Annotated in this window: 26 protein-coding genes and 1 riboswitch; of the genes, 12 read left to right on the top strand and 14 right to left on the bottom strand. The window is 51.4% G+C overall.

All coding sequences use genetic code 11. The features are described from left to right. The first annotated feature begins 11 nt into the window (after window positions 1-11). Both sdaA and WG891_RS12620 read left to right on the top strand, forming a co-directional pair. Window positions 12-1,376 (top strand): L-serine ammonia-lyase, encoded by a 1,365-nt coding sequence (gene sdaA, locus WG891_RS12625; protein ID WP_337263042.1) that lies wholly within the window; start codon window positions 12-14, stop codon window positions 1,374-1,376. A 426-nt stretch (window positions 1,377-1,802) separates the two neighbouring features. Then, window positions 1,803-3,410, top strand: coding sequence for an EAL domain-containing protein (locus WG891_RS12620; protein WP_337263041.1), 1,608 nt, complete (start codon window positions 1,803-1,805; stop codon window positions 3,408-3,410). Window positions 3,411-3,414: 4 nt separating this feature from the next. Here the strand turns inward: WG891_RS12620 and WG891_RS12615 are convergent, their stop codons facing one another. Further along, window positions 3,415-4,962: a TerC family protein gene (locus WG891_RS12615; RefSeq protein WP_337263040.1), complete on the bottom strand. Its 1,548-nt coding sequence runs from the start codon at window positions 4,960-4,962 to the stop codon at window positions 3,415-3,417. 567 nt (window positions 4,963-5,529) lie between these two features. On the opposite strand from WG891_RS12615, the gene manX reads away from it, so the two are divergent. From manX to mntP, 5 genes are all read left to right on the top strand, one after another. Continuing rightward, entirely contained in the window at window positions 5,530-6,492 is a 963-nt protein-coding gene (gene manX, locus WG891_RS12610) for a PTS mannose transporter subunit IIAB (protein WP_337263039.1), read from the top strand. A gap of 57 nt (window positions 6,493-6,549) precedes the next feature. Further along, the gene (locus WG891_RS12605; RefSeq protein ID WP_156294302.1) at window positions 6,550-7,350 is read left to right on the top strand and encodes a PTS mannose/fructose/sorbose transporter subunit IIC; all 801 of its coding nucleotides are present in this window, start codon (window positions 6,550-6,552) and stop codon (window positions 7,348-7,350) included. 15 nt (window positions 7,351-7,365) lie between these two features. Continuing rightward, window positions 7,366-8,208: a PTS mannose transporter subunit IID gene (locus WG891_RS12600; protein WP_337263038.1), complete on the top strand. Its 843-nt coding sequence runs from the start codon at window positions 7,366-7,368 to the stop codon at window positions 8,206-8,208. Between the two features lie 230 nt (window positions 8,209-8,438). Beyond that, entirely contained in the window at window positions 8,439-8,897 is a 459-nt protein-coding gene (locus tag WG891_RS12595; protein ID WP_337263037.1) for a DUF986 family protein, read from the top strand. Between the two features lie 220 nt (window positions 8,898-9,117). Continuing rightward, window positions 9,118-9,298: riboswitch (yybP-ykoY riboswitch) on the top strand. A gap of 12 nt (window positions 9,299-9,310) precedes the next feature. After that, on the top strand, window positions 9,311-9,880 hold the full coding sequence (gene mntP / locus WG891_RS12590; RefSeq protein WP_337263036.1) for a manganese efflux pump MntP: 570 nt from the start codon (window positions 9,311-9,313) through the stop codon (window positions 9,878-9,880). Window positions 9,881-9,925: 45 nt separating this feature from the next. Here the strand turns inward: mntP and rlmA are convergent, their stop codons facing one another. Beyond that, on the bottom strand, window positions 9,926-10,747 hold the full coding sequence (rlmA, locus tag WG891_RS12585; RefSeq protein ID WP_337263035.1) for a 23S rRNA (guanine(745)-N(1))-methyltransferase: 822 nt from the start codon (window positions 10,745-10,747) through the stop codon (window positions 9,926-9,928). A gap of 144 nt (window positions 10,748-10,891) precedes the next feature. Here rlmA and pgeF point away from each other — a divergent pair, with 144 nt between their 5' ends. Then, entirely contained in the window at window positions 10,892-11,605 is a 714-nt protein-coding gene (gene pgeF / locus WG891_RS12580; protein WP_337263034.1) for a peptidoglycan editing factor PgeF, read from the top strand. Window positions 11,606-11,671: 66 nt separating this feature from the next. On the opposite strand, the gene cspE is transcribed toward pgeF, so the two are convergent. Together cspE and WG891_RS12570 are read right to left on the bottom strand one after the other, a co-directional pair. Then, on the bottom strand, window positions 11,672-11,881 hold the full coding sequence (cspE, locus tag WG891_RS12575) for a transcription antiterminator/RNA stability regulator CspE (protein WP_002221949.1): 210 nt from the start codon (window positions 11,879-11,881) through the stop codon (window positions 11,672-11,674). 41 nt (window positions 11,882-11,922) lie between these two features. Continuing rightward, complete coding sequence (locus WG891_RS12570) at window positions 11,923-12,039, bottom strand: DUF2627 domain-containing protein (RefSeq protein WP_002211058.1); 117 nt, start codon at window positions 12,037-12,039, stop codon at window positions 11,923-11,925. 307 nt (window positions 12,040-12,346) lie between these two features. Between WG891_RS12570 and WG891_RS12565 the strand changes: the two genes are divergently transcribed. Continuing rightward, window positions 12,347-12,511 (top strand): hypothetical protein, encoded by a 165-nt coding sequence (locus WG891_RS12565; protein ID WP_337263033.1) that lies wholly within the window; start codon window positions 12,347-12,349, stop codon window positions 12,509-12,511. Between the two features lie 309 nt (window positions 12,512-12,820). Here the strand turns inward: WG891_RS12565 and WG891_RS12560 are convergent, their stop codons facing one another. Then, window positions 12,821-13,819, bottom strand: coding sequence for an MBL fold metallo-hydrolase (locus tag WG891_RS12560; protein ID WP_337263032.1), 999 nt, complete (start codon window positions 13,817-13,819; stop codon window positions 12,821-12,823). A gap of 152 nt (window positions 13,820-13,971) precedes the next feature. Then, window positions 13,972-14,286, bottom strand: coding sequence for a phage protein NinX family protein (locus WG891_RS12555; protein ID WP_337263031.1), 315 nt, complete (start codon window positions 14,284-14,286; stop codon window positions 13,972-13,974). A 99-nt stretch (window positions 14,287-14,385) separates the two neighbouring features. Here WG891_RS12555 and fos point away from each other — a divergent pair, with 99 nt between their 5' ends. Further along, on the top strand, window positions 14,386-14,793 hold the full coding sequence (fos, locus tag WG891_RS12550; RefSeq protein WP_337263030.1) for a fosfomycin resistance glutathione transferase: 408 nt from the start codon (window positions 14,386-14,388) through the stop codon (window positions 14,791-14,793). A gap of 89 nt (window positions 14,794-14,882) precedes the next feature. Here the strand turns inward: fos and WG891_RS12545 are convergent, their stop codons facing one another. The 7 genes from WG891_RS12545 to WG891_RS12515 all read right to left on the bottom strand — a co-directional run bounded on the left by WG891_RS12545 (window position 14,883) and on the right by WG891_RS12515 (window position 23,569). Beyond that, window positions 14,883-15,158 carry a YebO family protein gene (locus tag WG891_RS12545; RefSeq protein WP_337263029.1) on the bottom strand — a complete coding sequence of 92 codons (276 nt, stop codon included), beginning with the start codon at window positions 15,156-15,158 and terminating at the stop codon, window positions 14,883-14,885. 151 nt (window positions 15,159-15,309) lie between these two features. Beyond that, the gene (locus tag WG891_RS12540) at window positions 15,310-15,549 is read right to left on the bottom strand and encodes a DUF2766 family protein (protein WP_156294299.1); all 240 of its coding nucleotides are present in this window, start codon (window positions 15,547-15,549) and stop codon (window positions 15,310-15,312) included. 122 nt (window positions 15,550-15,671) lie between these two features. Then, on the bottom strand, window positions 15,672-15,977 hold the full coding sequence (gene cbpM / locus WG891_RS12535; protein WP_337263028.1) for a chaperone modulator CbpM: 306 nt from the start codon (window positions 15,975-15,977) through the stop codon (window positions 15,672-15,674). Beyond that, complete coding sequence (gene cbpA, locus WG891_RS12530; RefSeq protein ID WP_337263027.1) at window positions 15,977-16,891, bottom strand: curved DNA-binding protein; 915 nt, start codon at window positions 16,889-16,891, stop codon at window positions 15,977-15,979. The genes cbpM and cbpA overlap by 1 nt, the downstream gene beginning before the upstream one ends. A gap of 59 nt (window positions 16,892-16,950) precedes the next feature. Then, a complete protein-coding gene (locus WG891_RS12525; RefSeq protein WP_337263026.1) occupies window positions 16,951-17,514 on the bottom strand; it encodes an HdeD family acid-resistance protein in 564 nt (187 codons plus the stop codon). Window positions 17,515-18,118: 604 nt separating this feature from the next. After that, on the bottom strand, window positions 18,119-19,087 hold the full coding sequence (locus tag WG891_RS12520) for a diguanylate cyclase domain-containing protein (RefSeq protein WP_337263025.1): 969 nt from the start codon (window positions 19,085-19,087) through the stop codon (window positions 18,119-18,121). A 6-nt stretch (window positions 19,088-19,093) separates the two neighbouring features. Next, window positions 19,094-23,569, bottom strand: coding sequence for a CHASE domain-containing protein (locus WG891_RS12515; RefSeq protein WP_337263024.1), 4,476 nt, complete (start codon window positions 23,567-23,569; stop codon window positions 19,094-19,096). 426 nt (window positions 23,570-23,995) lie between these two features. On the opposite strand from WG891_RS12515, the gene WG891_RS12510 reads away from it, so the two are divergent. Then, window positions 23,996-24,382 (top strand): helix-turn-helix domain-containing protein, encoded by a 387-nt coding sequence (locus WG891_RS12510; protein ID WP_337263092.1) that lies wholly within the window; start codon window positions 23,996-23,998, stop codon window positions 24,380-24,382. Window positions 24,383-24,392: 10 nt separating this feature from the next. Here the strand turns inward: WG891_RS12510 and WG891_RS12505 are convergent, their stop codons facing one another. After that, window positions 24,393-24,755: a DUF1304 domain-containing protein gene (locus WG891_RS12505; protein ID WP_337263023.1), complete on the bottom strand. Its 363-nt coding sequence runs from the start codon at window positions 24,753-24,755 to the stop codon at window positions 24,393-24,395. Between the two features lie 911 nt (window positions 24,756-25,666). Between WG891_RS12505 and WG891_RS12500 the strand changes: the two genes are divergently transcribed. Next, window positions 25,667-25,846: a YebW family protein gene (locus WG891_RS12500; RefSeq protein WP_337263022.1), complete on the top strand. Its 180-nt coding sequence runs from the start codon at window positions 25,667-25,669 to the stop codon at window positions 25,844-25,846. Window positions 25,847-25,991 lie beyond the last annotated feature (145 nt).

Genomic DNA, 25,991 nt, shown 5'->3' with positions numbered 1-25,991 from the left:
GGAGTTTTAGCGTGATTAGCGTTTTCGACATGTTTAAGATCGGCATCGGCCCGTCCAGCTCTCATACGGTTGGCCCAATGAAAGCCGGCAAACAGTTTGTCGACGATCTGGTAAACGAAGGCCTGATGTATTCAATCACGCGTGTTGCCGTAGACGTTTACGGCTCACTCTCATTGACCGGTAAAGGTCACCATACCGACATTGCCATCATTCTCGGCCTGGCGGGCAATTTGCCAGCGACCGTCGATATCGACAGCATTCCCGGTTTTATACGCGATGTTGAACAGCGCCAACGTCTGATGCTGGCCAGCGGCCTGCATGAGGTCGATTTCCCACGTGACGGCGGCATGGTATTCCGCAGCGATAATCTGCCGTTGCACGAAAACGGTATGCAGATCCACGCCTTCGCCGGCGAGAAACAGGTTTACAGCAAAACCTATTACTCCCTCGGCGGTGGTTTTATTGTCGATGAAGAGCACTTCGGCAAAGCCGACGGCAGCGATGTCAGCGTGCCTTACCCGTTCCATTCGGCCAGTGAAATGCTTGAACATTGCCACACCACCGGCCTCTCCCTGTCGGGCCTGGTGATGCAGAACGAACTGGCGCTGCACAGCAAGCAGGAGATCGAAAGCTATTTCGGCAACGTCTGGCAGACCATGCGCGCCTGCATCGATCGTGGGTTGAATACTGAAGGGGTGCTGCCAGGGCCATTGCGCGTGCCGCGCCGTGCTTCAGCATTGCGCCGTATGTTGGTCTCTTCAGACAAGCTGTCTAACGATCCGATGAACGTGATCGACTGGGTGAACATGTTTGCGCTGGCGGTAAACGAAGAAAACGCCGCCGGTGGCCGAGTGGTCACCGCGCCAACCAACGGAGCCTGCGGCATCGTGCCTGCGGTGCTGGCCTATTATGATCACTTTATTGAGTCCGTCAGCCCGGATATTTATATCCGTTATTTTATGGCCACCGGTGCCATCGGGACGCTGTATAAAATGAATGCCTCGATCTCAGGTGCCGAAGTGGGCTGCCAAGGGGAAGTGGGCGTTGCCTGCTCCATGGCCGCCGCTGGCTTGGCCGAACTGCTGGGCGGCAGCCCGGAACAGGTGTGCATTGCCGCAGAGATCGGCATGGAACATAACCTGGGCCTGACCTGCGATCCGGTTGCTGGCCAGGTGCAGGTGCCATGCATTGAACGTAACGCCATTGCCGCGGTGAAAGCTATCAACTCGGCGCGCATGGCGCTGCGCCGCACCAGTGAACCCCGAGTGTCACTGGATAAAGTGATCGAAACCATGTACGAAACCGGCAAAGACATGAACGCCAAATACCGCGAGACCTCCCGTGGGGGGTTAGCGATCAAGGTCCAGTGCGATTGACTCAATACCCCGCCGTCCGGCGTAATGCCGGTCAGTTAAGCGCGAAGCAGCATAATCATGCATCAATGGTTCAAGGCATCGCCCCCTCTCCCTGTGGGAGAGGGCCGGGGTGAGGGCAAGTCGTGCGGTGATTGTCCCCTCACCCTAACCCTCTCCCCAAGGGAGAGGGAACTGGTTAGCCTTAACTGATGAGCATTACGCCGTCCGGCGGGGTTTTTCTTGATGCTCAGAGCCTTTGTACATTCCCCTGACTCTGGTTTATCCCGCGGTTAACCCCCTGTTTTCATCTTTATTCCAGGTACTTGCAATAATTTGTTGGGTTACCATCAACTTTCGATGCTGACCGACTAGAATTAGCCAAGCGTCCCATTGAAAAATTTAGGCTTGGAGTGGCTCAGGCTATATCGCTAAACAAGGATCTACCTGATGTTGATGACCCAGCTTGTCGCATCAAAATATCGCTATTACCGATGGCTGATCGCCAGTGCGGTTGGGGTAGTTATCTTATCGATTTCGCTATATACACACTATTATCAGGAAGTTCGCCTTACTGAAAAAAACCGGCAGGTTTTAGCCACCCGAATTATCACCAAACTAAATGAACTGCTGCTACCTGCACAGCAACAGGCCGAGCGCACCATGCCGTTGGTTGGCCAGCCCTGCGCCTCCATCATGCCGACGCTGCGCTTTCGCGCCGCGCAGAATCAGGCCTTGCGCGCCCTGCTGCTGGTGAAGAATGGGGTTATTTACTGTTCAAGCCTGTTTGGCCCACGTAATTATGTGTTTTCGATTATCTTCCCCGAGATGGGCAATAAAGGGGTGCAGTTGGCTCTGCGCCCTTCCCTGGCGGTGGCCAAAGGCGTGCCGACGCTGGTGCTGTGGACACCGCAAAGCAACAGCGGCACCAATGGCGTGCTGCACGTATTCAATATTGAATTGCTGGCCAATTTTTTACTTGAACCGCAGGAGCCTTACGCTCATAGAGTGGTGCTTAACGTTGGCGACTACAGCCTGATGTACGGTCAACGCGAAATTATTCTCAGTAGTACACAGTCTGAAGGCCGGCAATATACGGTGCAGTCAGACAAGTCCCCCTTCTCTATTTCACTGTTTGGCCCTAGCGCCAGCACGTTGGCTCTGGCCGCCCTACCGCGCCATATTCCACTGGCCCTGATGATTAGCCTGCTGGTCGCTTATCTGGTGTATCTGATTACCGCAAACCGCATGAGCCTGTCTTACTACATCGGCCATGCCATTACACACCGTGAGTTCCGCGTTTACTGCCAGCCGATTATTAATAGCGCCAATGGCCGCTGCGTCGGCGTCGAAACGCTGCTGCGCTGGAAGAACAAGCGCCAAGGCTGGATTTCACCGGATGTGTTTATCCCCTTGGCCGAGCAGCACGATCTGATTATTGTGCTCACCCGCTACCTGATGAGCAACGTCATAGAGAACCTGAACCTGTTCCCGCAGAGGCCCTCGTTCTATATCAGCATCAACGTTGCCGCCGAGCATTTCAACAGCATCGGTGTTATTGATGATATTCGGCGCCTCTGGTTACCGGCAAACCCAATGCCTTCACTGATGCTGGAACTGACCGAACGCACGGCGTTGTCGGAAATTCAGCACGAGCAGATCAAGGCGCTCAAGGAAATGGGCATCATGCTGGCGATTGATGATTTTGGGACGGGCCACAGCTCACTGAGCTACCTGAAGAATCTGAGCCCGGACGTGTTGAAAATCGATAAAAGCTTTACCGCCGCTATCGGCACCGATGCGGTGAACGCCACCGTCACCGACACCATCATCACGCTGGCACAGCGCCTGAAGATCAAGATGGTTGCGGAAGGTGTGGAAACCCAAGAGCAGGCCGACTATCTGCGCTCCCGCAACGTCAACGCACTGCAGGGCTTCTACTTTGCCAAGCCGATGCCGATCAAGGTGTTTCCGGTGTGGTTACAGCAATATGAAATCCGCCGGCAAGAGCTGCACGCCCCGCAGCGACAGCGGCCGGAGGAGAACCCTCCGGCCTGAAGTATTACTGATTTTGTTCGTCGTGAGGCTTCACTTTGGTAATGCCCACCAGTTCGATGCGATAGTCGGACACTTCCAGGATCTCAAAACGCAGCGCGTTCAGTTCCACCACGTCGCCAACTTCCGGCATCTGGCCATAATGGGAGAGCAGGAAACCCGCCAGCGACGCGTAATCCTCCGTCGGGCTGACCAGATCGTCGCAGTCCAGTGCCTGCTCCAACGAGTGCAAATCTGCCCCGCCTTTCACCAGCCAGCGGCCACCTTCCGTGATAATGTCCGGCGTTTCGTCTTCGTCAGGAAACTCTCCGGCGATCGCTTCCAGCACGTCTAACGGTGTTACCAACCCTTGCACCACCCCGAACTCATTAGTGACCACCACCAGGCGGCCTTTGGCGCTGCGCAATACGGCCAGCAGCTTGATCACATCCATGGTTTCCGGCACCACCATCGGCGGCGTGCGGGCGGCGAACTCCGCAATATCCACCCCCTCGTCCAGCGCCACCAGCAAATCTTTAGCGCGCACTACGCCAATGATTTCATCCAGTTCGTCACGGCACACCGGGAACAGGCTATGCGGCGTATCCAGCAGTTGTTCGCGCACCTCTTCACGGGAGCGTTCACAGTCCACCCAGGAGATTTCGGTACGCGGTGTCATGACGCTGCGCAGGGTGCGCGAAGCCAGCGTAAGTACCCCACTGATCATATAGCGTTCTTCCTCGGCAAAGGTCTGGTTCACTTCACGCGTTGCCGCTTCGTCCGGCTGCTGCTGCGTTCGCTCCTGCCCCATCAGGCGCATAATGGTTTCTGCCGTGCGCTCGCGCATTGGACGGCGCGCCTCATGCTTGATGAAGTTGCGACGTGCGATCTGGTTAAACAGTTCGATCAGGATCGAGAAGCCAATCGCGGCGTACAGATAACCTTTCGGAATATGCAAACCGAAGCCTTCGGCGATCAGGCTCAGACCAATCATCAGCAGGAAGCTCAGACAGAGCACCACGATGGTGGGATGGGCGTTGACGAAGCTGGTGAGCGGTTTAGACGCCAGTAGCATCACCGCCATGGCAATCACCACCGCCGCCATCATGATCGGCAGATCGTTCACCATTCCCACGGCGGTGATCACCGCATCGAGGGAGAATACCGCATCCAGAATAACGATCTGCACCACGACTACCCAGAATTTAGCGTAGCCGCGGTTAAGCCCACCTTGATGGTTGTGCCCTTCCAGCCGTTCGTGCAGCTCCATGGTGGCTTTAAACAGCAGGAAGAGGCCGCCAAACAGCAGGATCAGATCGCGGCCAGAGAAACTGAATTCTGCCACGCGGAACAACGGCGTGGTCAGGGTCACCATCCACGAAATCACCGACAGCAGGCCAAGGCGCATCACCAGCGCCAGCGACAAACCAAGAATACGCGCTTTATCACGTTGCTTGGGTGGCAGCTTGTCGGCCAGAATGGCAATAAACACCAGGTTGTCGATGCCCAGTACAATTTCCAGCACCACCAAGGTCAATAACCCTGCCCAAATGGAGGGATCCATTAAGATTTCCATATCAGACTCCAGAAGAAAGACGGGGATGCTGAGCAATGCTCAAGCGTGACGATGCATACGCAGAGGTTGCGCGAACAGAAACAACGGTGGAATAGAATCGCAGTACCGGGAAGCAGCCAACGGGCCGGGTGATATCTATAACGCCAACAGGGGGCGGGTGAAACCTTGAAAAACAGTAACTTCGGTGACAGTCCATAGGGAGGGCTGAGGCCCTTCACTCCTTAACGATAAAAGAAGCAGGCACTCTAGCAGGAAATTTTTTAGTGGAAAAGTGGCTTCTTTTACTTTGCGCCTCATTTTGTCGTCTGTTTGCCGTTTAATCCTTCAAACAAACGCCGGCAGTCGTTCGATCGGCCAATAACGGAGCGTCATCACAAAATTTATTTTTTCACTCACTAAAATAAATTGACGCTAATGTGAATTAACACGTACAGGTTGATGAAACTGCGCGGGAAGTATGAAGTCAGCTTTTTTCTACCATGATGTATCTGAACGACGGAAATCTACTGCAAGGATGGTAACGAGAAAGACACGAACGGTGTCTTAAGTTCAACGAGGAGGTAGCGAGTGGCAATAGCTATTATCATCGGCACACACGGGACTGCAGCGGAACAACTGCTGAAAACCGCAGAAATGCTATTAGGCGATCAGGCTAACGTCGCTTATATAGATTTTGTCCCCGGTGAAAACGCCGAAACGCTAATCGAAAAATACAATGGGAAAATCAGCGAGCTCGACACCAGTGATGGCGTTCTGTTTCTGGTCGATACCTGGGGCGGCAGCCCGTTTAATGCAGCCAGCCGTATTGCTGTCGATAAACAGCACTATGAGGTGATCACCGGGGTTAATATTCCGATGCTGGTGGAAACCTTTATGGCACGAGACGACAACCCCAGCTTCGACGAACTGGTCGCCTTGGCGCTGGAAACCGGCCGTGAAGGCGTAAAAGCGCTGAAGAAACCGGCCGCCGATCCCGCCAAACCCGCCGTTCCATCTCCCATAAAAACCGCCGCGCCACAAGCTCCACTCGACCCTGACGATCATATGAAGATTGGCCTGGCTCGCATTGATGACCGTTTGATTCACGGCCAGGTCGCCACCCGTTGGACCAAGGAAACTAACGTTAGCCGTATCATCGTGGTCAGTGACGAAGTCGCGGCCGATCACGTACGCAAAACCCTGCTGACGCAGGTGGCTCCTCCCGGCGTGACCGCACACGTTGTCGACGTAGCAAAAGCGATTCGCGTCTGGAATAACCCGAAATATGCCGGTGAGCGCGTGATGCTACTGTTTACCAATCCCACCGATGTCTGGCGCCTGGTGGAAGGCGGCGTGGCGATTAAATCCGTCAATATCGGCGGTATGGCGTTCCGTCAGGGCAAAACCCAGGTGAATAACGCCGTGTCTGTCGATCAAAAAGACATCGATGCGTTTAATAAATTAAACCAACGCGGTATTGAACTGGAAGTGCGGAAAGTGTCGTCCGATACCCAGTTGAAAATGATGGATCTGATTAACAAACTCAATTAATGGCCTGTGCCGTTAATTCTTTTATTCAAAGCTTTTCGGTCAAATAGGAGAAGTACAATGGAGATTACCACTCTTCAGATTGTGCTGATATTTATCGTTGCCTGTATTGCCGGGATGGGTTCCGTTCTGGATGAATTTCAGTTCCATCGTCCGTTAGTCGCCTGTACGTTGATTGGTTTTGTCCTTGGCGACATGAAAACCGGCATCATCATCGGCGGTACGCTGGAGATGATCGCCCTGGGTTGGATGAATATCGGCGCCGCAGTAGCACCGGATGCGGCATTGGCGTCCATCATTTCTACCATTCTGGTTATTGCCGGTGGGCAAAACATCGGTGCCGGTATCGCTCTCGCCATTCCGCTGGCGGCGGCAGGCCAGGTATTGACCATTATCGTCCGTACTCTGACCGTGGCCTTCCAGCACGCGGCCGACAGCGCGGCGGAACGTGGCAGCCTGCGCGGCATCACCTTGATCCACATCGCTGCCCTGCTGTTACAGGCGATGCGTATCGCCATTCCGGCGGTGATCGTGGCCATCTCGGTCGGTACCGCTGGCGTTCACGCGCTGCTTAACTCGATCCCGGAAGTGGTGACCAGCGGCTTGAACATCGCCGGTGGCATGATCGTGGTGGTGGGTTATGCCATGGTCATCAACATGATGCGTGCCGGCTACCTAATGCCATTCTTCTACCTGGGCTTCGTTACCGCCGCCTTTACCAACTTTAACCTGGTTGCACTCGGGGTGATCGGTGTGGTGATGGCCGTGCTCTATATCCAACTCAGCCCGAAATACAACAAGTCTCAGGTGGTTCAGGCCGGCCCAGCCAATGCCAACGACCTTGATAACGAACTGGACTAGGAATAGGTGAAAGAAATGGTTGATACAACGACGCAAAAGAAACTGACACCTGCTGATATTCGTGGCGTATTCATCCGCTCGAACCTATTCCAGGGGTCATGGAACTTTGAACGTATGCAGGCGCTGGGTTTCTGTTTTTCAATGGTGCCGGTGATCCGCCGCCTGTACCCGGAGAATAACGACGATCGCAAGCAAGCGATCAAGCGCCATCTCGAGTTCTTCAACACACAACCCTTCGTTGCAGCACCGGTGCTCGGCGTCACCATGGCGATGGAAGAGCAGCGCGCCAATGGTGCCCCGATTGACGATGCGGCGATCAACGGTATCAAAGTGGGCCTGATGGGCCCGCTGGCTGGCGTGGGCGACCCGATTTTCTGGGGCACCGTGCGCCCGGTGTTTGCAGCCCTGGGGGCGGGGATCGCCATGAGCGGCAGCCTGCTCGGCCCGATCCTGTTCTTCGTGCTGTTTAACCTGGTACGCCTGCTGGTTCGTTATTACGGCGTGGCCTACGGTTATCGCAAAGGGGTGGATATCGTTAACGATATGGGCGGTGGTTTCCTGCAGAAACTGACGGAAGGAGCGTCGATTCTCGGCCTGTTTGTCATGGGGGCCTTGGTTAACAAGTGGACGCACGTCAATATTCCGCTGGTGGTGTCGAAGATCACCGATCAGACCGGGCAAACCAAGATCACCACGGTGCAAACCATCCTCGATCAGTTAATGCCGGGGCTGGTACCGCTGCTGCTAACCTTTGGCTGTATGTGGCTGCTGCGCAAGAAGGTCAATGCGCTGTGGATCATCATCGGTTTCTTCGCTATTGGTATTTTCGGCTACTGGATCGGTCTGCTGGGGCTATAATCGCGTTAACAAGCGAGGATAAAAATCTAAAGGCTAAGCAGTCCCCTCTCCTTCGGGGAGAGGGTTAGAGTGAGGGGAAGATCACTGTACTACAAGCCCCTCACCCCGGCCCTCTCCCACAGGGAGAGGGGGCGTTACCTTTGGCATTATGCCGCATGGTTATGCCACTGTTCGCTTAACTGACCGGCATTAGAGGCAAAACCCCGGTTTTTTATTGATGGAGTTGTGAGATGTCGCTGACCGACGCGGTATTACTGATTTTTATTGTGCTGATGCTGTTGTACGCCATGTACGACGAATTCGGCATGAACCTGCTGAAGGGCAAAACCCTGCTCAAGGTGCCGTTAAAACGCAGTAATCGGCTTGACTGCCTGATTTTTGTCGGCCTACTGGCCATCCTGATTTACCGCAACGTCACCACGCAAGGCGCGCCATTAACCACGTATCTGCTCATTTCTCTCGCCTTGATTGCCGTATATATTTCCTATATTCGCTGGCCCAAACTGTTGTTTAAATCACAGGGGTTCTTTTATGCCAATGCATTTATCGAATACTCGCGGATCAGAGCGATGAATTTATCTGAAGACGGCATTCTGGTTATTGATTTAGAACAGCGCAGATTATTGATTCAGGTCACGCAATTAGACGACCTGGAGAGGATTTATCATTTTCTTGTTGAAAATCAGTAACAAAAAACCTTCTCTCACTTTATTTAAATTTAACATTCAGCGGTATTGGCGGGTAATTAATCAGCAATCCCCCTGACATGTTGTTTATTATTTTTGCAGCATTGACGTTATTATCACCATTATTTGTTACCTTTCCATCTTAAGTGAAAATAATTCTCAATCCTATTGCATCACCCCAGCAATTTAAAGGTTGTCTCCGCTAAAAATATTATGGTAAGGTTGCGCCGTCATTGGGGAGTAGCCGGTTTCTGGGCAACAAATACCAGAAACGCCCGTATCAACATACTCGTTTCGCAACTCGGAACGTGGTGCGGGCAGCCGAACAGGTTGGCGAGACCATAGACACGTAACTCCGTCGTATGGTTGGGGGTGGGTTACGTGTATATGGAGCCACCCGGCCGAGGCTATTTTACATGAACCTGTCAGCAACTCTTATTCTCGCATTTGGTATGTCTATGGACGCATTTGCCGCTTCGATCGGTAAAGGCGCGACCCTGCATAAACCGCGTTTTCGTGAAGCACTGCGCACCGGCCTGATCTTTGGCGTGATTGAAGCCATTACCCCGTTAATCGGCTGGGCTATCGGGCTGTTCGCCAGCCAATACATCATGGAGTGGGACCACTGGGTGGCCTTCGGCCTGCTGTTTATTCTGGGCGCACGTATGATCGTGGAAGGTACCAAGAACAAGCCGCACGAAGAACAAAAGGTTAAACGTCATGGCTTCTGGGTGCTAGTCGCTACCGCTATCGCCACCAGTTTAGATGCGATGGCTATCGGCGTTGGCTTGGCCTTCCTGCAGGTTAACATTGTCCATACCGCCATGGCGATCGGTTGTGCCACCATGATTATGGCCACGCTGGGGATGATGATTGGCCGCTATATCGGCCCTCTGCTGGGTAAACGCGCCGAAATTCTTGGCGGCGTGGTGCTGATTGGCATTGGGGTCAATATCCTGCTCGAGCACCTGGGCTATCTGGCCTGACGTCCAGCGGAAGTGAAAAACCTGCCTCGGCAGGTTTTTTGGTTTCTAATAGAAGCGGCGATACAGGCGGAGCGCAAAGTCTGTCTCACAGGCAAAAGCCGTGTTCTCCGCCAGCGTTTGCTGCACCTGTACTGAGGCGCGCCAGGCAAACGGCGTCATCTGCAGCAGATTAGCCGCCTGCTCGCCCGGCAACGTCATCGGATAGGCTAGCGACTCTGCGATTTCACACGTGAATCCCGCAAGCTGCTCGTCGTTTTCCGCATGTAGCTGAACATCCTGATAAACCTGCTGTTTGAGCTGATAAAGATGGCGTGGCCCCGGTGATACCGTCACAACAACACCGCCCGGCTTCACCACCCGCGCCAGCTCCTCGGCTTTACAGGGCGCATAGATGCGTAATACCGCATCGAGCGAAGCGTCGGCAAACGGCAAGCGATGGCTTGAGGCAACACAGAACGATACCGACGGGTAACGTTTGGCGGCGGAACGAATCGCCACCTTGGCCACGTCCAGGCCGAAAGCGGCTAATGCTCGCTTATGGGATAACCGCGCGGCTACTGCTGCGGTGTAATAGCCTTCCCCACAGCCAATATCCAACAACGACGCCTCGGCCCCCGCAGGCAATGCCTCATCCAGCCATTCAGCGACCCGCTGTTGCAAAGGCTGATAATACCCCGCCTCCAGGAACGCACGGCGTGCCTGCATCATCTCAGCGCTGTCTCCTGGTTGCTTTGAGCGCTTATGCTGTACCGGCATTAAGTTGACGTAACCTTCTTTGGCACAGTCGAATTGATGATGATTTTCGCAATGCCATTGCTGGCGAGCATGGTGCAGCGGCTGGTGACACAGGGGGCACTGATAGGACATGGCTTGATTTCCAGAGAGATACGGCGCGGCTAGTCTAAAGAACGGAGCTATGGGATGCAAGGTGGATACTCTCTGCTGCTAGCCAAGCGGTAAAAAAGCTGGCTACACTGGAGCCCATCATCAGTTGCAGGTAAAAGACGTTTTATGACCGACTACTCCCCGCTTCTTAGTGCCGTTCCCGGCATCAAACATGGCTTTGGTAATAAAGGGGCGCTGCTACCCGAGTTACTGTTGCCTTATCACGCCACGCTGCCAGAAAAAAAACAGGTCCACGGCATCCGTATTGTCGATGTTCATCACCCGGTGCAAACCTGTGGCGAGGCCGATGGTTTCTTTACCCGCGAACCGGGGATTTTGATCAGCGTGCTGACCGCCGATTGCCTACCGGTCATATTCAGCCGTCACGACGGCAAGGCTATTGCGGCGGTTCACGCTGGCTGGCGCGGATTATTGGACGGCATTCTTGAGCAGATGGCACAGCATATCAACCGCGAAGATGGCACCGCAAACTGGGTCGCGGCCATCGGGCCTGCGGCTGGTCCATGCTGCTATGAGGTCAACGAGGAGTTGGTGGCGCGCTTTCAGCAGGCGTTACCTCTGCCACCTGAATTGATCAGCCCGCAACACCGCCATCTGGATCTGGCCGCTATCGCCGAGAAAAAGCTGTATGCCTTGGGATTTGCCGCTGTCGATCGCGCAGGCAGTTGCACCATCTGCACTCAGAACAACGACCCCAGGCTGCCACAGCGCTTTAAATACACCAGTTACCGCCGCAACAGCCATCGCCGCGCGCAGGATCCCAGTCATCCGGGCATCAAAGGGCGCAATCAGTATTCCGGCATTGTTATTACGGGTTGAGGCCGAGCGAATCACAGAAACGAAAAAACCCGCACAAAGGCGGGTTTTTTGTACAGCTGACGCTGATTAGATAGCAGTAACGTTTACTGCAGATGGACCTTTCTGGCCATCTTGGATTTCGAACTCAACATTCTGACCTTCAGCCAGGGTTTTGAAGCCGTTACCCTGGATTGCAGAGAAGTGTACGAACACATCTTTGCTACCGTCAGCTGGGGTGATGAAACCGAAACCTTTAGACTCGTTGAACCACTTAACTTGACCTTTGATCTTTGCCATCTTGAGTATTTCCTTTGGATTGTTTAAACCGCCCAGCGGCGTTACATAGACAAACTAGAGTCGTTACTGCTTGAGGCACTAAGATAAGGATCGGCAGAGAAGCGGTATTCAACGCTAACGTCTTTACTCAGAACTTCTTTACTGAAAATGCCACACATATACAGAACTGTACCTCGTTTTACCCAGATGCGTTATCACATACTCTGGAAACTATGGCAAGCCATTTTTAATCACTGATCGACCTGTCGCACATATTTGAAACGGTCGGCCGCATGAATAGCCTAAATACCGTAAAAGATGTTGAAGCCTTGGCTATTTTCTGCTTTGTAAACGACTTGCGCTGTAATCCGCGTGCCGCCTGAATTTTAACAATTCTTTCAACCTGACAACGCATACTTTTGACAACATATAAGCGCCTGACTAGCACAAAAGCATAAAAAATTTTGAATCTTTATGGAATTTTATATGCAAGATTTGAATATCGATGAACGGGGGGCCAAACCGCTCACCGATCCGGTCTCTGACTGCCAAAGCCTGCTACAGCAGGATGGCATCATCACCTCCCTCCTCCCATTACGGTTGTCATCCCTCTTTTTGCGCAATACTAAGCTACCGTTTGCTGGTGCATAAACATGCATCACAGGGAATTACGCACCAAGAAAGTGCAGCTCGGCGAAATAGCGGCGACCACAAAATGATGAATATTCGGAGTTAACCTAGGCAGGCGAAAATAAATAAAAAAAATATCCCCCGATAACAAAATGTTTATTTTACCCCAGGGCTAAAGAAAGGGATGGCGTAATTTCAGCCATCAACTCTGGCTTTGTTTTTACCCATTTCTACTGAGATTCACCTCAGTGCTCAACTAAAAGCCCTCCACGCCAAAGCCCGCACGGTGCGGGATGCGCGCCTGCCCCGTGCGTTATCGCCATTTACTCATTAAGAGTTAGTGTCAAGATCAATACGCGTACCAATCTTCAACGGATGAAATCGATGTTGCTCAATTCCTGCGGCCCTTAATGCTTCACTTAACTGCAACGGGGGCTCATCTAACGACTCATCGGCTAATTCAAAAACCCCCCAATGAATAGGAATAACTCGAGGTGAATTTAATTGCTGATACAACATGACCGATTGCTGCGGATCCATATGCTGCTCCTGCATGAACCATCTTGGTGCGTAGGCACCGATAGGCAACGCAGCCATGTCGAACGGCCCTAGACGGGTGCCAATGTCGACCAGTTTTTCGGAGTAGCCGCTGTCACCGGAGAAGTAAAAACGCAGCGCAGGATGATGGATCACCCAGCCACACCAGAGAGAATGGTTACGATCCCAGGGAGTTCTCATGCTCCAATGGCGCGCAGGCGTGGCATACAGCGTCATATCATCCAATACCAGGCTTTCCCACCAGTCGAGTTCCACGACGCGCTTAGCCGGATAATGGCTGAACCAGCGTTTCAGGCCCAGCGGCACCACGAAAGTCATCTCGCGGAAACGCTTGGTCAGCTCCCTGATAGTACAGCGATCCAGATGGTCGTAATGGTTATGAGAAATCAGCACCACATCCACCGCTGGCAACTGCTGCGCCGTCACCGGAGGGGGCGTTTTACGTTTTGGGCCATAAAAATTCACCGGTGAGGCACGGGGCGACAATACCGGGTCAATCAACACATAACGCCCTCCCAAACGCAGCAAAAGCGAAGCATGTCCCAACCACCAAACGCTGTCCTGGTTGCCACTGAGATCGGCGGCTTGCCACCAGCGCTGCTTGAACTGTTCGTACCCCTCTTGCGGCGGCTTGGGTAGGCCGAGTTTTTTACGCTCATCTTGCCAACGCCGCAAATCTCCCGGTTGATGCAGCGTTGGTTCCGGATTGATAAATCCCTGCGGCGTATGATGTGCTTTATTCGCATCGTAATAACGATTGGTGATCTTCATTCCCGACCTCTCCCTGCCTCAAGTCATACAAGATAGCCCGCTAGCGGCTTATGTGACCAGTATGATAAACATCTGGCCTTTTTGCCTATCTTACTGGCAGATAAATTAATTTAGCGGGAGCGATGAGGGAAAAGAGTGAACGAAGCCTTACGTCAACGCGCCCTCTCTGGCGTCTGCTGGCTCAGCAGGAAACAGATCATGGCGGCTCGCAGTGGGCTGTGGCTACCCGCCTGCCATACGCCGCACGGGTTGGTGATACTGGCCTGCCACTGGGGTGGATTATCCTGGCTGATGGCGTTGAGGCTGATTTTGTTGGCACAGATAATCGGCCAGGCATCCGCCGGGTTCTTGCAATAGTCTTTGCCTTTCATCCCTCCGTAAGGGTACCATTTTTCCGGATTTTCCCCGGTGATTAACGCAATGCTACGGTTTACTTCGGCATCACTTTCTTCATACCATTTAATCATTGGCTATATCCATCTTGCGTAAGGTTCAGGCTAGATTACGATGCCGATACGACAGATTTATGACAGCCAGTAATGTATACCCCTGAGGATATCCCCACCATGCTATCTGGCCTTAACCACCTGACGCTCGCCGTCAGCGATCTTGACCGCAGCTTTGCTTTTTACGTTGATCTTCTGGGCTTCAGCCCCAAGGCCCGGTGGGCACAAGGGGCCTACCTGACGCTGGGTGAATTGTGGCTCTGCCTGTCGCTGGATGATGCTTGCAGTGGGTTAACAAGACGTGACTATACCCATTATGCTTTAAGCGTGGCACCGGCAGATTTTGCCGCTTTCGCCGCGCGCTTACGCACAAATGGGGTCGAAGAGTGGAAAACTAACCGCAGCGAGGGGGAGTCGGTGTATTTTCTCGATCCCGATCGACATGCTCTGGAAATTCACTGTGGCGATCTGGCCAGCCGTTTGGCAGCCTGCCGGGAGAAACCCTATGCGAACATGGTGTTTTATTGACGATGAAGGTGGTGAGAAGGCGTTCCAATTAACACAGAAACGGAGGTAATCGACCCGTTCTTGACCTTCTCACCCAATCTGCGGCGAGCTTAACGCTCCGGAATAAATCCTCTGAAACTCAGCGCAGGGCTGAGATCGTCATCATCGTTCGGATCCTGGTCCCCACGCGCGCTTTTCGCCAACGTTTTCAGCAACGCTGTTTGCTGGCGCTGTTGCTCGGCGATCTCCTGTAACAAGCGGATCTGCTCATCGGCACGCACGCTCGCGCGGTTGACCAAGAACCACACCCACAAGCCAAGCAGTGCGGACAAAATGACAACGGCGATGGAAATCAGGCCGGATGGACCATAACCTAAATCGAACATGAACAACCCTATCTACTGCATAAACTGAACCGCTATCTTAGCATCCCCTTTAGAGCCAAGGGCAGGTTCGTGAGAAATTGTTATTACACCCTGTTGCCACCATGTCGCCAAGAGTGGTTTAAATCCACCACTCTTGGCGACGACTGACCGATTACTCGCGGTTAAACTTCATCTCAATCAGCGCGATAGCTTTTTCGATCGCTCGCTTGGTGATGGGATCGGCCCCGGCCGGATGGGTGGAAAAATCGATACCCTTCAGTTGGTTGGCCATTTTGTCCCGAACTTCCGTCGGCGCGATAACGTCGATCACGTCCAGGATCTGTTTAATAACCAGTTGGCAGGCAACCAAATCAGAAACCAATTCCTGATCGTTGCTCAGCATGTCAGACATAATAACTTCCTTCTTGATTCAGGCACGGCATAGACCCGTCATACTTCAAGTTGCATGTGCGGCAAGTTACCAAGCCAACGCCCTGCCGCTTGAAATAGGGCGGGTATAATACAGCATGCCGATCATTGCTGCGCAATAAAACGCTCCAGGCGATGGCGTAACTGGCTGTTCTCTTTGCGTAACTGCTCAATCTCCTCCAACAGCGTCAGCGTCACGGCGATGCCGGGCCAGTCCAAGGCCAGTTCGCGCTGCAGACGCTGGGCGCGATTAAACACCGCCAGCGCACCATCGTCGAACAGCCAATCGGCCGCCCCTGGATCGCGTGGCTCAATAACCCCTAATCCCACCACTTCGATCAACTCTGCTTCTGTCACCCCCGTATGCAGGCAAAATTCCGTTACGGTAAAGGTTATCTGTAACTTGGTCATTATGCTTTACTCCATACAGTGCGGGGATCAAAGGCCGTGTTGGCTTCAGCCAGTTGTTGCCACAGAGCCGCCTGTTTGGCATCGGGTTTTGGCGGCATGACAATTTTGATCACCGCATACAGATTGCCGGTTTCCTTTTTGCTGACCAGGCCTTTTCCCTTCATTCGCAGCCGCTGGCCAGCCTGAGTACCGGCAGGAATAGTCAGCAAAATATTATCTGATAAGGTAGGGATTGAAACCTTCGCCCCCAGCGCGGCCTCCCAAGGAGCCAACGGCACAACAATCTCCAGATCGTGCCCAATCACATCGAACAGCGGGTGCGGGGCAAGTTTAATGATCAGATACAGGTCACCATTGGCCCCACCATCCGTACCAGGTACTCCCTGCCCCTTAACGCGGATGCGTTCGCCATCCACCACCCCAGCGGGAATTTTCACATTAAGCGTTTTAGGGATTTCTTTTTCGACCAGGCCAAAAATGTTATATACCGGCACCGTATAACTCAGCGACCGGGTGTGTTCGGTCAGCGTTTCCTCCAGGAACATGGCCACCGCGATCTCAACGTCCTGCCCACGTGCCGCATGCCGCTGCTGTCGGCCATGCGCACCATGGCCAAACATTGAAGCAAAGATATCGGCGTAATCTTCAGCTTCGCCACTCTCTGCCCGCCGAGTCTGCTGGCCAAAACCAGGATCGTTACGGTGCCGGAGCAGTTCATCATATTGCGCACGCCGTTCGTTGTCCTTCAGCACTTCATAGGCTTCAGCAACTTCTTTAAAACGGGCTTCTGCATCAGTCTCGGTGCTGACATCAGGATGGAACTTCCGTGCCAAACGGCGGTACGCGGTCTTGATCGCCTTAATGTCATCTGAAGGTTTAACCCCTAAGATGGCATAGTAATCCTTGATTTCCATAACCTTCTCATCTCATTTTTATCAATAGTCGGGAAAAGTAAACGCACTGCTCAATCCGTTCATTTTAGCTGATTAGCCACCTGGAACAGGCTAAATGCACTGATCAGCATTTCAATACCGACGATCGCCGTCACCAGCGTCAGTGTGGCCTCAGGGCCAGCGCCAATCAGCACCCCGGCGATCGCCAGATCGAGGATACCGATGACAAACTGCAGCCAGCGCCCTCCTATTCCACGCCAGGTAAAACCGGCTATCAGACGGGCTGCGCCTCCCAAAGCAAACAGCACAGCCAAATAGACCGCCAGCGCCAAAATACCGACCGTCGGATTAGAAATAAAAATAAAACCGACCATCAAATAGGCAAGGCCCAGTAAAATACCACCGATCATCGGCCAGGTGTTTTGCGCCCGGTTAATGAACATCTCAATAATGAGCGCCAACCCGCTCAACAGCAAAAAGGCACCGATCATTACGCTGAGAGCGACACCGGAAGCAAAGGGGTTCAGCAGGCACAAAATGCCCCCCAGCAACAGTAACGCCGCCGTAATCAATAAGGGGACCCGTTGTTTCTTAAGGAGACTCTCTTGCAGGGATAATAGGTGAGTACGATCGATATTCAGCATAATGCACTTCCTTAGCTAATTTAAACGTCATCAATCATTTAGCTTAGTATGCGGCATCTAAGAGTGCGGTGATTTATCTTTTCGGGCGGATTTTTACAAGGCAGGCGACTGTCGAACTATGATGACATGGTTCCTTCCTGGAACCCGTCATCATTCATTAGGCACTGGGTTGAATCAATTCCGGTGAGCGAGTGGGTTATCTGATTTCACTGATCTTCACCTCTCACACCGTCCGCGTTATTCACCACCATCACTGGCGTGGCCATAAAAGCAGCAACGCCCACAATGACAACAAGAGTAATAATCACTGTTATTAACATGCGATCACCCCATCAACATGAAGTTGTTACGGCTGACTCTCTGTTTAGGCTAATGACTTTATAACCTGAACCACTCATAAACGGCGGTAGCGGGCAATTTCAGATTAGCTGGTTTTTCTGGATGATGGCAAGTCATCCAGCCAAGCTTTTTATTGACCAGCACTGCAGCCAGTAAACTCGTTGCATGGGCCTGAGCCAGGCATAACAACGGGCTTGAACGCGGTGAAGCCTCTGATTTTCCTTGTGGGGAAATAACCGGCCTGAGTGCAAAATACCTCTCTGGCTTACAGCCCACTATTTTCTAAAAGTGTGCCGCACGTTTGATTTTTGCCCTTTTTCTTCGCCTGATACAGTTGTGTATCCGCCTGCAACAGGAAATCGGCCAGCGCAGCGGTACTTTCTGCGCCTCGGCAGCACACTCCCAGGCTGATACTGACAAAAGAGGCAGCCGAAGAGTCGGCATGTGGGATCTCTTGCTCAAGCACCTGTGTTCTGATTAATTCTGCCACCGCCATGGCACCGCTCAATTCGGTATTAGGAAGCAAGCAGGCAAACTCTTCACCACCATAGCGGGCAACCAGATCGGTAGCGTGCTTCAGGGTCCGCTGGATCGTTTTTGCCACGCGGCGTAAACAATCATCACCTGCCAAGTGGCCATATAAGTCGTTATATTTCTTGAAAGAATCAACATCAATAATAATCAGGCTGAGCGGGGTGTGATGACGGCAGGACAGTTTCCACTCCTGGCTTAACCGCTCATCAAAATAGCGCCGATTACGTACCTCAGTTAAGCCGTCGAGGTACACCAGTTGGCGTAACAAATCAGATTGCGCCTTCAGCAGCAGGTGCGTGCGCACGCGTGCTCTGACCGTATTTCTATTGATCGGCTTACTGATAAAATCGACCGCGCCTTCATTAAAACAGCGGGTTTCCGTCTCTTCATCAATATGGGCGGTAACAAAGATTATCGGAATATCTTTGGTTTCAGCCAACGCCTTGAGCTGAGCGCAAACCTCATAACCACTGATATCCGGCATTTCAATATCCAGCAAAATCAGATCCGGCTTCTGCTTAATACAAACTTCCAGCGCCTGTTTGCCATTGGTTGCCATACAAACCTGGTGATCGGCAGAAAATGCCTGATATAACACCTGAATATTGATCGGGTGATCGTCCACAATCAGCAGTTTGGGTTTCTCTAACGCCGGTAAAAACACGGCAGGATCCTGGTCAAGAGAATTATTTGTTGTCATTATTTTTCATTCCTTTGTAGTAAAAAAACTGTCCAGCAACGCCTGAGCTATCTGTATGGCCAGTGCGAAGTCTAATTGATTGATCGCATGGCTCAGCGGGGACAATTTTTCACCAACCTGGTGGCCAAAATTCGCCTGTAATTGGTTCATCGCTTCCAATGCCGCCATATCTGAATTTTGTAATAGTAATATCAGAGCATTAAGAGCCGAATCAAGGGCGTCGGTACCCTTATCTTCTGCTGAATCGGCATCCACCGCTTTACCCAACAGCATGTGGCTCAATTCCACCATTCCGGCCTGAACGGATTGGGCCTGATCTTTTATTTCATTCAGCAACGCCGCTATCGCTTCCGCAGCAAGTAGGGGATCTTCGTTTAATAATCGCTCCCCTTTACTGGCATTTTGCGACAAATGAGTGGCACCAAGCTGCGCCGCCAGCCCCTTGATGGTGTGCAACAAACGCGAGGCACCTCGCCAATCGCGCTGTGCGACCAGCGTGTCTAATTGCCCTGGGAAATCGGCCAGCTCAGCGCCAAACAGCGAGAGCATCTTCTGCAGCAGAGAAACATCCCCGCCTAATCGATTAAGAGCCGACTCCAATTCAATGCCGGCGACCATTGCCGCCTCTTTCCACTCCGTTAAGAGTGGTGAAAGCGTCTCTCTGTGCGTGGCGATGACAAGTTCGGGCTGCTTGCAGTATTTCCGTATCACGCGGAGCAAATTATTCAGATCGAAGGGCTTACCGATATGATCGTTCATACCCGCCGCCAGACAGGTATCGCGATCGGAAGCCATTGCATTGGCGGTCATGGCAATAATTGGCAGCTCCAACAACCCCAGCGTGCCGCGGATATACTGCGTCGCGCTTAAGCCATCCATCACCGGCATCTGCAAATCCATCAATACCACGTCGAAGGAAGATGGGTTTTCCTCAAGTATATCAATTGCCTCCTGACCATGGTTGGCAATCCGCACTATAGCGCCTTCGTCTTCCAATAACTCACGGGCAATCTGCTGGTTGTTCACGTTATCTTCAACCACCAGTAGCCTGATGCCGGATAGCTGTTGCGAAGAAGCCGCCACCTGTCTGATTGGGGAATTCTCAGGCTGTTTGCCATCGCTTAAGGCGTCCGTCACTGAATCCAGCAGCATTGAGGCCGTAATAGGTTTCACCAGATAGCCGTCAAGCAATGCCTGGTCTTCTTCGCTGCGCTGTAACAGCATTTCGCGATCGTGAGCGGTGATCATCACAATCATCGGGACAATCCCTTCCGGCATCAGCTCACGTACTGATTTGCTGGTCTGCCAGCCGTCCAACCCTGGCATTTGCCAGTCAATAAATAGCGCACCATAGGTAATCCCCTGCTCGCGCTGCTGCTTCATCAATTGCAATGCTTCATTGCCACTGGTTGCCACATCGACAGTCCATTTTAACGATTCGCCCATGCGCTTGATCAGGTCGCAGGCAGTCGGGTTATCATCAACCACCAGGACGCGTAAATGATTTAATGCATGAGCTCTGACGGCCAATGACTCAGAACTCTCATTCTCAATCGGTGGCCGTGCGGGAAGCGGCAGCGTAATGGTGAAATAGAACAGGCTGCCGTGGCCAAGCTGGCTTTCTAATTCCAGCGTACCGCCCATCAGAGCCACGAAGCGTTGGCTGATCACCAAGCCTAATCCAGAGCCGCCGAAACGGCGGGTAATCGAGGCTTCTGCTTGCGTAAACCCACTGAAAATGCGTTCCTGGTGCTCAGGTGCGATGCCAATCCCAGTATCACGTACCCCAAATTCCAAGGTCACCTGCTGGTCGTCTTGTTTAAGCACCTTGATAAACAGTATCACCTCACCCTGTTCAGTAAATTTCAGCGCATTCCCCCCCAGGTTGATTAATATCTGTTGCAACCGCATGCTATCCCCAATCACAAACGTCGGTAACAGTGGATCAATATCAAACAAGACTTCGACGTTTTTAACTCTCAGATTACTGGATAAAATAACGGACAGATCCCGCAGCATGGTATGAATGTCAAACGGAATGCATTCAAGAACCATTTTTCCCGATTCGATTTTAGAAAAATCCAAGATGTCATTCAGCAACCGTAACAGCGTGCGGGCTGCCGCTTCGATTTTAATGGCGTAGTCGGCCTGTTTATTATTCAGCCCGGTTTTTCTCAGTAAGGTCATCATCCCGAGAATGGCATTCATTGGCGTACGTAACTCATGGCTCATCGTCGCCAAAAAGGCAGACTTGGCGTTATTCGCCGCTTCCGCCGCCAGCCTGGCCGCCCGAAGTATATTCTCATCCTCATGCTGTTGAGTGATGTCACGATTTATCCCCATCATAGAGACAGGGTGGCCATTCTCATCCCGTTCAACCATGCCACTCGATTGAATAAAGCGGACCTGATTATTAATAATGATCCGGAAGTTCTGGCGGTAAATATTTTCACTTTCCAGCGCCATTTTCACCGCATGCGTCACGTCTTGACGATCTTCTGGATGCAGCAGGCTATACCAATGCTCCTGGGGAATAGGCACATTGCATAATTGCGCAGGCAGTCCGTAAATGTCGTTCATGCGTTCATCAAAAGTGAAGGTTCTATCAGGGATATTCCAAAACCAGATCCCTAATTCAGCCACATCGGCGGCGCGAATCAGTTGGTTACGGGCAATCATCAGGTTAGTTTGCTGATTTTTACTGGCGGTAATATCAATCTGAATGGCGATGTAGCGTTCGATCTCGCCAGTGCTGTTTTTGAACGGGGCAATCGTGGTATCAACCCAATAAATACGCCCATCTTTAGCCTTATTGCAGATCTCTGCCCGCCAGGAAATTCCACTGGTGATATCGTTCCACATGGATTGCCAAAACTCGGTGGGATGAGTATGTGAATCTAATAATCGATAATTTTGACCAAGCAGTTCTTGCCGTTGGTAACCACTGATTTTACAAAATGCGTCATTCACTTCGGTGATTAATCCATGGCGATCGGCGGAAGAAATGATGCCATGTAAATTAAGGGTGCTCAGTAGTGCATTATTTTCACGCAACGCCGCTTCAAGCCGCAGATAGGTTGCTTTGCGTTCGCTGATATCCGACTCGATGGCCATAAAACCGATTGGCTCATTCTGCTCGTTATAACGAGGTTGAATTTCTAGTTCAATCCAATATTCCTGTCCTGACTTAGAACGGTTTACTATTTCGCCATTAAAGGGTTCACCTGCATCCAATGCGGCCTTCATTGCCGCCGCCACTTTCTTATCCGTATTGGCACATTGCAATAACCTCCCCGGCGACTGGCCCAGAACTTCCGTTTTAGTGTAACCCGTGATCCGTTCAAACCCCTCGTTAACCCATACGATACGGCGGTCTACATCCGTAATAACCACGGCATTAGAAGTGTTTTTCGCCACCAGAGCCAAACGTTCAAGATCTGCCGTCATATTACGCGCCAGCATTTCTGCACGATGTCGTCCACTTATTTGTTGGCGCAGCAATAATGCCAATGCCGAACTGAGCACAAAACCAAAAGCAAACAATAACCACGCAACATAACGCTCCGTCATCAATTTAAAAGAGGGCGTGCTGGTTACCCGCAGTGTCATTTCTCTGCCTGGTAATGACAATACGTTTATACTCTCAAACACTCTGGCACTGATAAGACGACTAAAGTAGCCCTCTTTTGGCGCGGCATTAGGAGTTTGACTGCCATCAACATCAAAAATTAAATGTTGCCTGGATAAATCATCCAGGCTGTCAAACAATTCGATATCCAATTGCCCATTGGTAAACTTCGGAATATCACGTAACAGATCGGCAATCACAATCGGTGCATAGAGCAACCCTACCAAGGCTGCCCGCCGTTCAGCAGGTGTAACCGGTTTGGAGCCATCGGCATAAACCGGGACAAACAGTAAAACGCCGGGGGTTTTACGGTTATCCTGCACTAAATTAATGGTATCTGACAGCGTGGCTTTACCCGTATTAATCGCCAATAATGCGGCTGCGCGCCGTACCGCCTCAGAACCGATATCCAGCCCTTCCGCCCCCTGATTATCTTCTGTCGGCACCAGATATTTAACAATATATAGATCGCCATCATGCTTATCACCCAGCTGATGGATAGCAAATGTCGGTGCACCATCGGCCCTGACCTCGGCAAGAAAGGCATCCAGATGATTACGTGGAACATGCTGAATAAAGCCAAACCCGCGTACCCCAGGGAACTCAACCGACAGGTTACGAGAGGCGACATAAGAGCGAAACTGCTCACGAGTTAAATGATTATTGATGGCATAAGCGCCCCTCGCCCCGTTCAATCCGTATACAGGCTGAGAGAAGCGCCTGACGATCTCATCTGAGATCCTCTCAACATCGCGTTGAAACTCCGCTTGGGCACTATGTTCAATCTCATTATAAAGCCGCCAGGCGCCAACGCCTGAGAAGATCACTCCAACGATAAATAATAATATCGGCAACAGGTTAACTTGCTGTGACCTATATTTATCCCAGGATAAGAACGCTTTCTGAGCACGGGTACTTTCACTTGATGTTGGAGAGGCCATATAGCGTCACATTCCCTATAATCAGCAATAGCTCAAGCATAGACGTATTGTTATGTGATTCAAGCCCGTTCAGGCTGCTTTGTTTAACTTACGTAATACTCTTGAGCAAGGCTGAAACCCTGCTGAAGTGGCGTAACCTTCACAGTACCGCCAAGCGAACGAGAATGGGGCTAGACGCTCAATGGTGACAACCTCAAATCTGTGAGTTAGGCTAGGCAAGTTTACCAACGACCGTCAGTTTAGGTTAAAACGCTAAATCCTGTTAAATCATGATGTTAGTCGAATATCAACGAGCACGCAGGATGTATAAATTTAACAAAAATCAATTGGGTAAGTGTGTTGATACAACAAAACCACCTCGCATTAGTCTGTGCTCTCAGTAAGTGGGTTGAGACTCACCTCGGACGCGTGATCCACTTGGAAGAAGTCGCCGAGTACTCAGGCTACTCTCTGTGGCACATGCAGAAATTGTTCAAAGAGGCGACGGGGATCTCGCTCGGCAAATACATTCGTGAACGCCGTCTTGCCGGGGCGGTATACCAACTGCGCAGCAGTGAATCCTCTATTTTCGACATCGCGCTGGATTTTGGTTTTGGCTCCCAGTCACACTTTACTTATATGTTTAGAAAGCGCTTCAATATTACCCCTTATGATTTCCGTCAGGATCTGAGCGTAGACCTGCAGATTGAGCCTCCCTTGCACGTCATTCATCAGAAAACGGCCTGAATCCCCCCCCTCAGGTGCGATAAGATACCACCAGTAATGCCACGAGGGTGATCAGTGCTGGCAACGCCTGCACCCAGAGAATTTTCCGGCTGGCGGTCAGGCCGCCGAAAACGCCCGCAACCAGCACACAACTCAAGAAAAACAACTGGGTAGGCACATCCTGCCGCAACAGTCCCCACAGCAAGCCAGCGGCAAGAAAACCGTTATACAGCCCTTGATTAGCCGCTAACACGCGCGTAGCAGCAGCAAACTCCGCTGTGGTGCCAAAAGCCCGTCTCCCGATGGGCTTTTGCCAGAGAAAAATCTCCAGCACCAAAATATAAATATGCAGGATGGCGACGAGACCAACCAGAATAGTAACCATGGGTATCATATTTAATCGGGTTATTTGTAGTTAAATAAATATAAAGTATAAGCTCAATTATCAAACAACTTGTCTCGCGACATAAAAAAATCCGCCACAGCGGATTTTTTAATTAATCATTTAGAGTTAGTTTAGCATCACGGAGACTAATGCAGCAATGGAAACCCAAAATACTGCCGTTGCAATTACAATATGGAATAACCTTGCACGAGAGAGTAATTGGTTCATAGCAACCTCACTGATGTCAACGAGCCAACAGACCAAAACTACCCTTATGAATTAATCCTAGTTCGGCATAGTTATTTTTATTTGCGCTAGATCACCTTTTCACGAAAGGGCGATCTTGCGCCGAAAAAGATAATTTATCCGCGATTCTCTCTGGTTATACCCTAAATAATTCGCATTGCTGGAAAGTACGCATCATTTTGATGGATTAAACACCTTTGCTGTAGCAACTTCTGACATCAATCTCTTCATGGATATGTTTGAAATCGAAAAAGTACGTTATGCCAAACAGGATCGACACAATGAGCAGTACAGAAACCAATAATCCGATAACCGCAATAAGTTTGGTGTCATCGTGCCGATTGTGTTCCATCTTTTCTCCCGTTGATCGCGACATCAATCCGCTGTTTTTCACCGAGTCAGCTTTCTCACCCGCTTTGGTGGAGGGTCAGGCTCCGTGCTCAGCTTACTAAGAATTTTCTGTGGCAGACGCTACCAACTTTCCGCTATCGGGTCAACACTCACCCGGTAGTTGGCAGAACAAACGCGCAATATATTCATATGATTGATTAAAAATAAACTTACATTAAATTAAATTATTTATTGAACCAAAAAAAATGCTTCGAGTGGGTTACCGAAACACCATGGCCTACAATCACAGAGTGAAAGCCTAGCCAAGAGGATGCAATAACATTATGTACGCGTTGATGATGTTCGTTTGCTATCTGGATGGGGGGTGTGCCGATATCGTAGTCGACGTATTGCGTGATGAGCAGCAATGCCTTCTGGTCATGAAAGAACAGCGGCTTCGCCATGCTGGCTGTTATCCGATTGAGGATGTTATAGACGGCCTGTGGTTGCCTGCAGACCAATAAAACACGCTGAACTCAGCTATCTGTCAAAGAAAAAGGCAGAGTTCGCACCCTGCCTGTTGACCACTTCCCGACACAGGAATGAGGTAGACCTTTATTTTGCCAGATGCAGGTGCGTTAACCACCGCCCTCCTGCATCTGAGGGTAA

Source organism: Serratia sp. MMO-28, from assembly GCF_037199905.1.
Classification (GTDB): Bacteria; Pseudomonadota; Gammaproteobacteria; order Enterobacterales; family Enterobacteriaceae; genus Chania; species Chania oryzae.
Note: the sequence above shows the minus strand (reverse complement) of the source record. Positions and strands in the feature narration are given on the sequence as shown.

What these genes read in the sequence shown, in the direction of transcription:
- WG891_RS12620 (WP_337263041.1), top strand. Translation starts at nt 1,803, where the DNA reads ATGTTGATGACCCAGCTTGTCGCATCAAAATATCGCTATTACCGATGG.
- WG891_RS12615 (WP_337263040.1), bottom strand. Translation starts at nt 4,962, where the DNA reads ATGGAAATCTTAATGGATCCCTCCATTTGGGCAGGGTTATTGACCTTG.
- WG891_RS12605 (WP_156294302.1), top strand. Translation starts at nt 6,550, where the DNA reads ATGGAGATTACCACTCTTCAGATTGTGCTGATATTTATCGTTGCCTGT.
- WG891_RS12600 (WP_337263038.1), top strand. Translation starts at nt 7,366, where the DNA reads ATGGTTGATACAACGACGCAAAAGAAACTGACACCTGCTGATATTCGT.
- WG891_RS12595 (WP_337263037.1), top strand. Translation starts at nt 8,439, where the DNA reads ATGTCGCTGACCGACGCGGTATTACTGATTTTTATTGTGCTGATGCTG.
- mntP (WP_337263036.1), top strand. Translation starts at nt 9,311, where the DNA reads ATGAACCTGTCAGCAACTCTTATTCTCGCATTTGGTATGTCTATGGAC.
- rlmA (WP_337263035.1), bottom strand. Translation starts at nt 10,747, where the DNA reads ATGTCCTATCAGTGCCCCCTGTGTCACCAGCCGCTGCACCATGCTCGC.
- pgeF (WP_337263034.1), top strand. Translation starts at nt 10,892, where the DNA reads ATGACCGACTACTCCCCGCTTCTTAGTGCCGTTCCCGGCATCAAACAT.
- cspE (WP_002221949.1), bottom strand. Translation starts at nt 11,881, where the DNA reads ATGGCAAAGATCAAAGGTCAAGTTAAGTGGTTCAACGAGTCTAAAGGT.
- WG891_RS12570 (WP_002211058.1), bottom strand. Translation starts at nt 12,039, where the DNA reads ATGTGTGGCATTTTCAGTAAAGAAGTTCTGAGTAAAGACGTTAGCGTT.
- WG891_RS12565 (WP_337263033.1), top strand. Translation starts at nt 12,347, where the DNA reads ATGCAAGATTTGAATATCGATGAACGGGGGGCCAAACCGCTCACCGAT.
- WG891_RS12560 (WP_337263032.1), bottom strand. Translation starts at nt 13,819, where the DNA reads ATGAAGATCACCAATCGTTATTACGATGCGAATAAAGCACATCATACG.
- WG891_RS12555 (WP_337263031.1), bottom strand. Translation starts at nt 14,286, where the DNA reads ATGATTAAATGGTATGAAGAAAGTGATGCCGAAGTAAACCGTAGCATT.
- fos (WP_337263030.1), top strand. Translation starts at nt 14,386, where the DNA reads ATGCTATCTGGCCTTAACCACCTGACGCTCGCCGTCAGCGATCTTGAC.
- WG891_RS12545 (WP_337263029.1), bottom strand. Translation starts at nt 15,158, where the DNA reads ATGTTCGATTTAGGTTATGGTCCATCCGGCCTGATTTCCATCGCCGTT.
- WG891_RS12540 (WP_156294299.1), bottom strand. Translation starts at nt 15,549, where the DNA reads ATGTCTGACATGCTGAGCAACGATCAGGAATTGGTTTCTGATTTGGTT.
- cbpM (WP_337263028.1), bottom strand. Translation starts at nt 15,977, where the DNA reads ATGACCAAGTTACAGATAACCTTTACCGTAACGGAATTTTGCCTGCAT.
- cbpA (WP_337263027.1), bottom strand. Translation starts at nt 16,891, where the DNA reads ATGGAAATCAAGGATTACTATGCCATCTTAGGGGTTAAACCTTCAGAT.
- WG891_RS12525 (WP_337263026.1), bottom strand. Translation starts at nt 17,514, where the DNA reads ATGCTGAATATCGATCGTACTCACCTATTATCCCTGCAAGAGAGTCTC.
- WG891_RS12520 (WP_337263025.1), bottom strand. Translation starts at nt 19,087, where the DNA reads ATGACAACAAATAATTCTCTTGACCAGGATCCTGCCGTGTTTTTACCG.
- WG891_RS12505 (WP_337263023.1), bottom strand. Translation starts at nt 24,755, where the DNA reads ATGATACCCATGGTTACTATTCTGGTTGGTCTCGTCGCCATCCTGCAT.
- WG891_RS12500 (WP_337263022.1), top strand. Translation starts at nt 25,667, where the DNA reads ATGTACGCGTTGATGATGTTCGTTTGCTATCTGGATGGGGGGTGTGCC.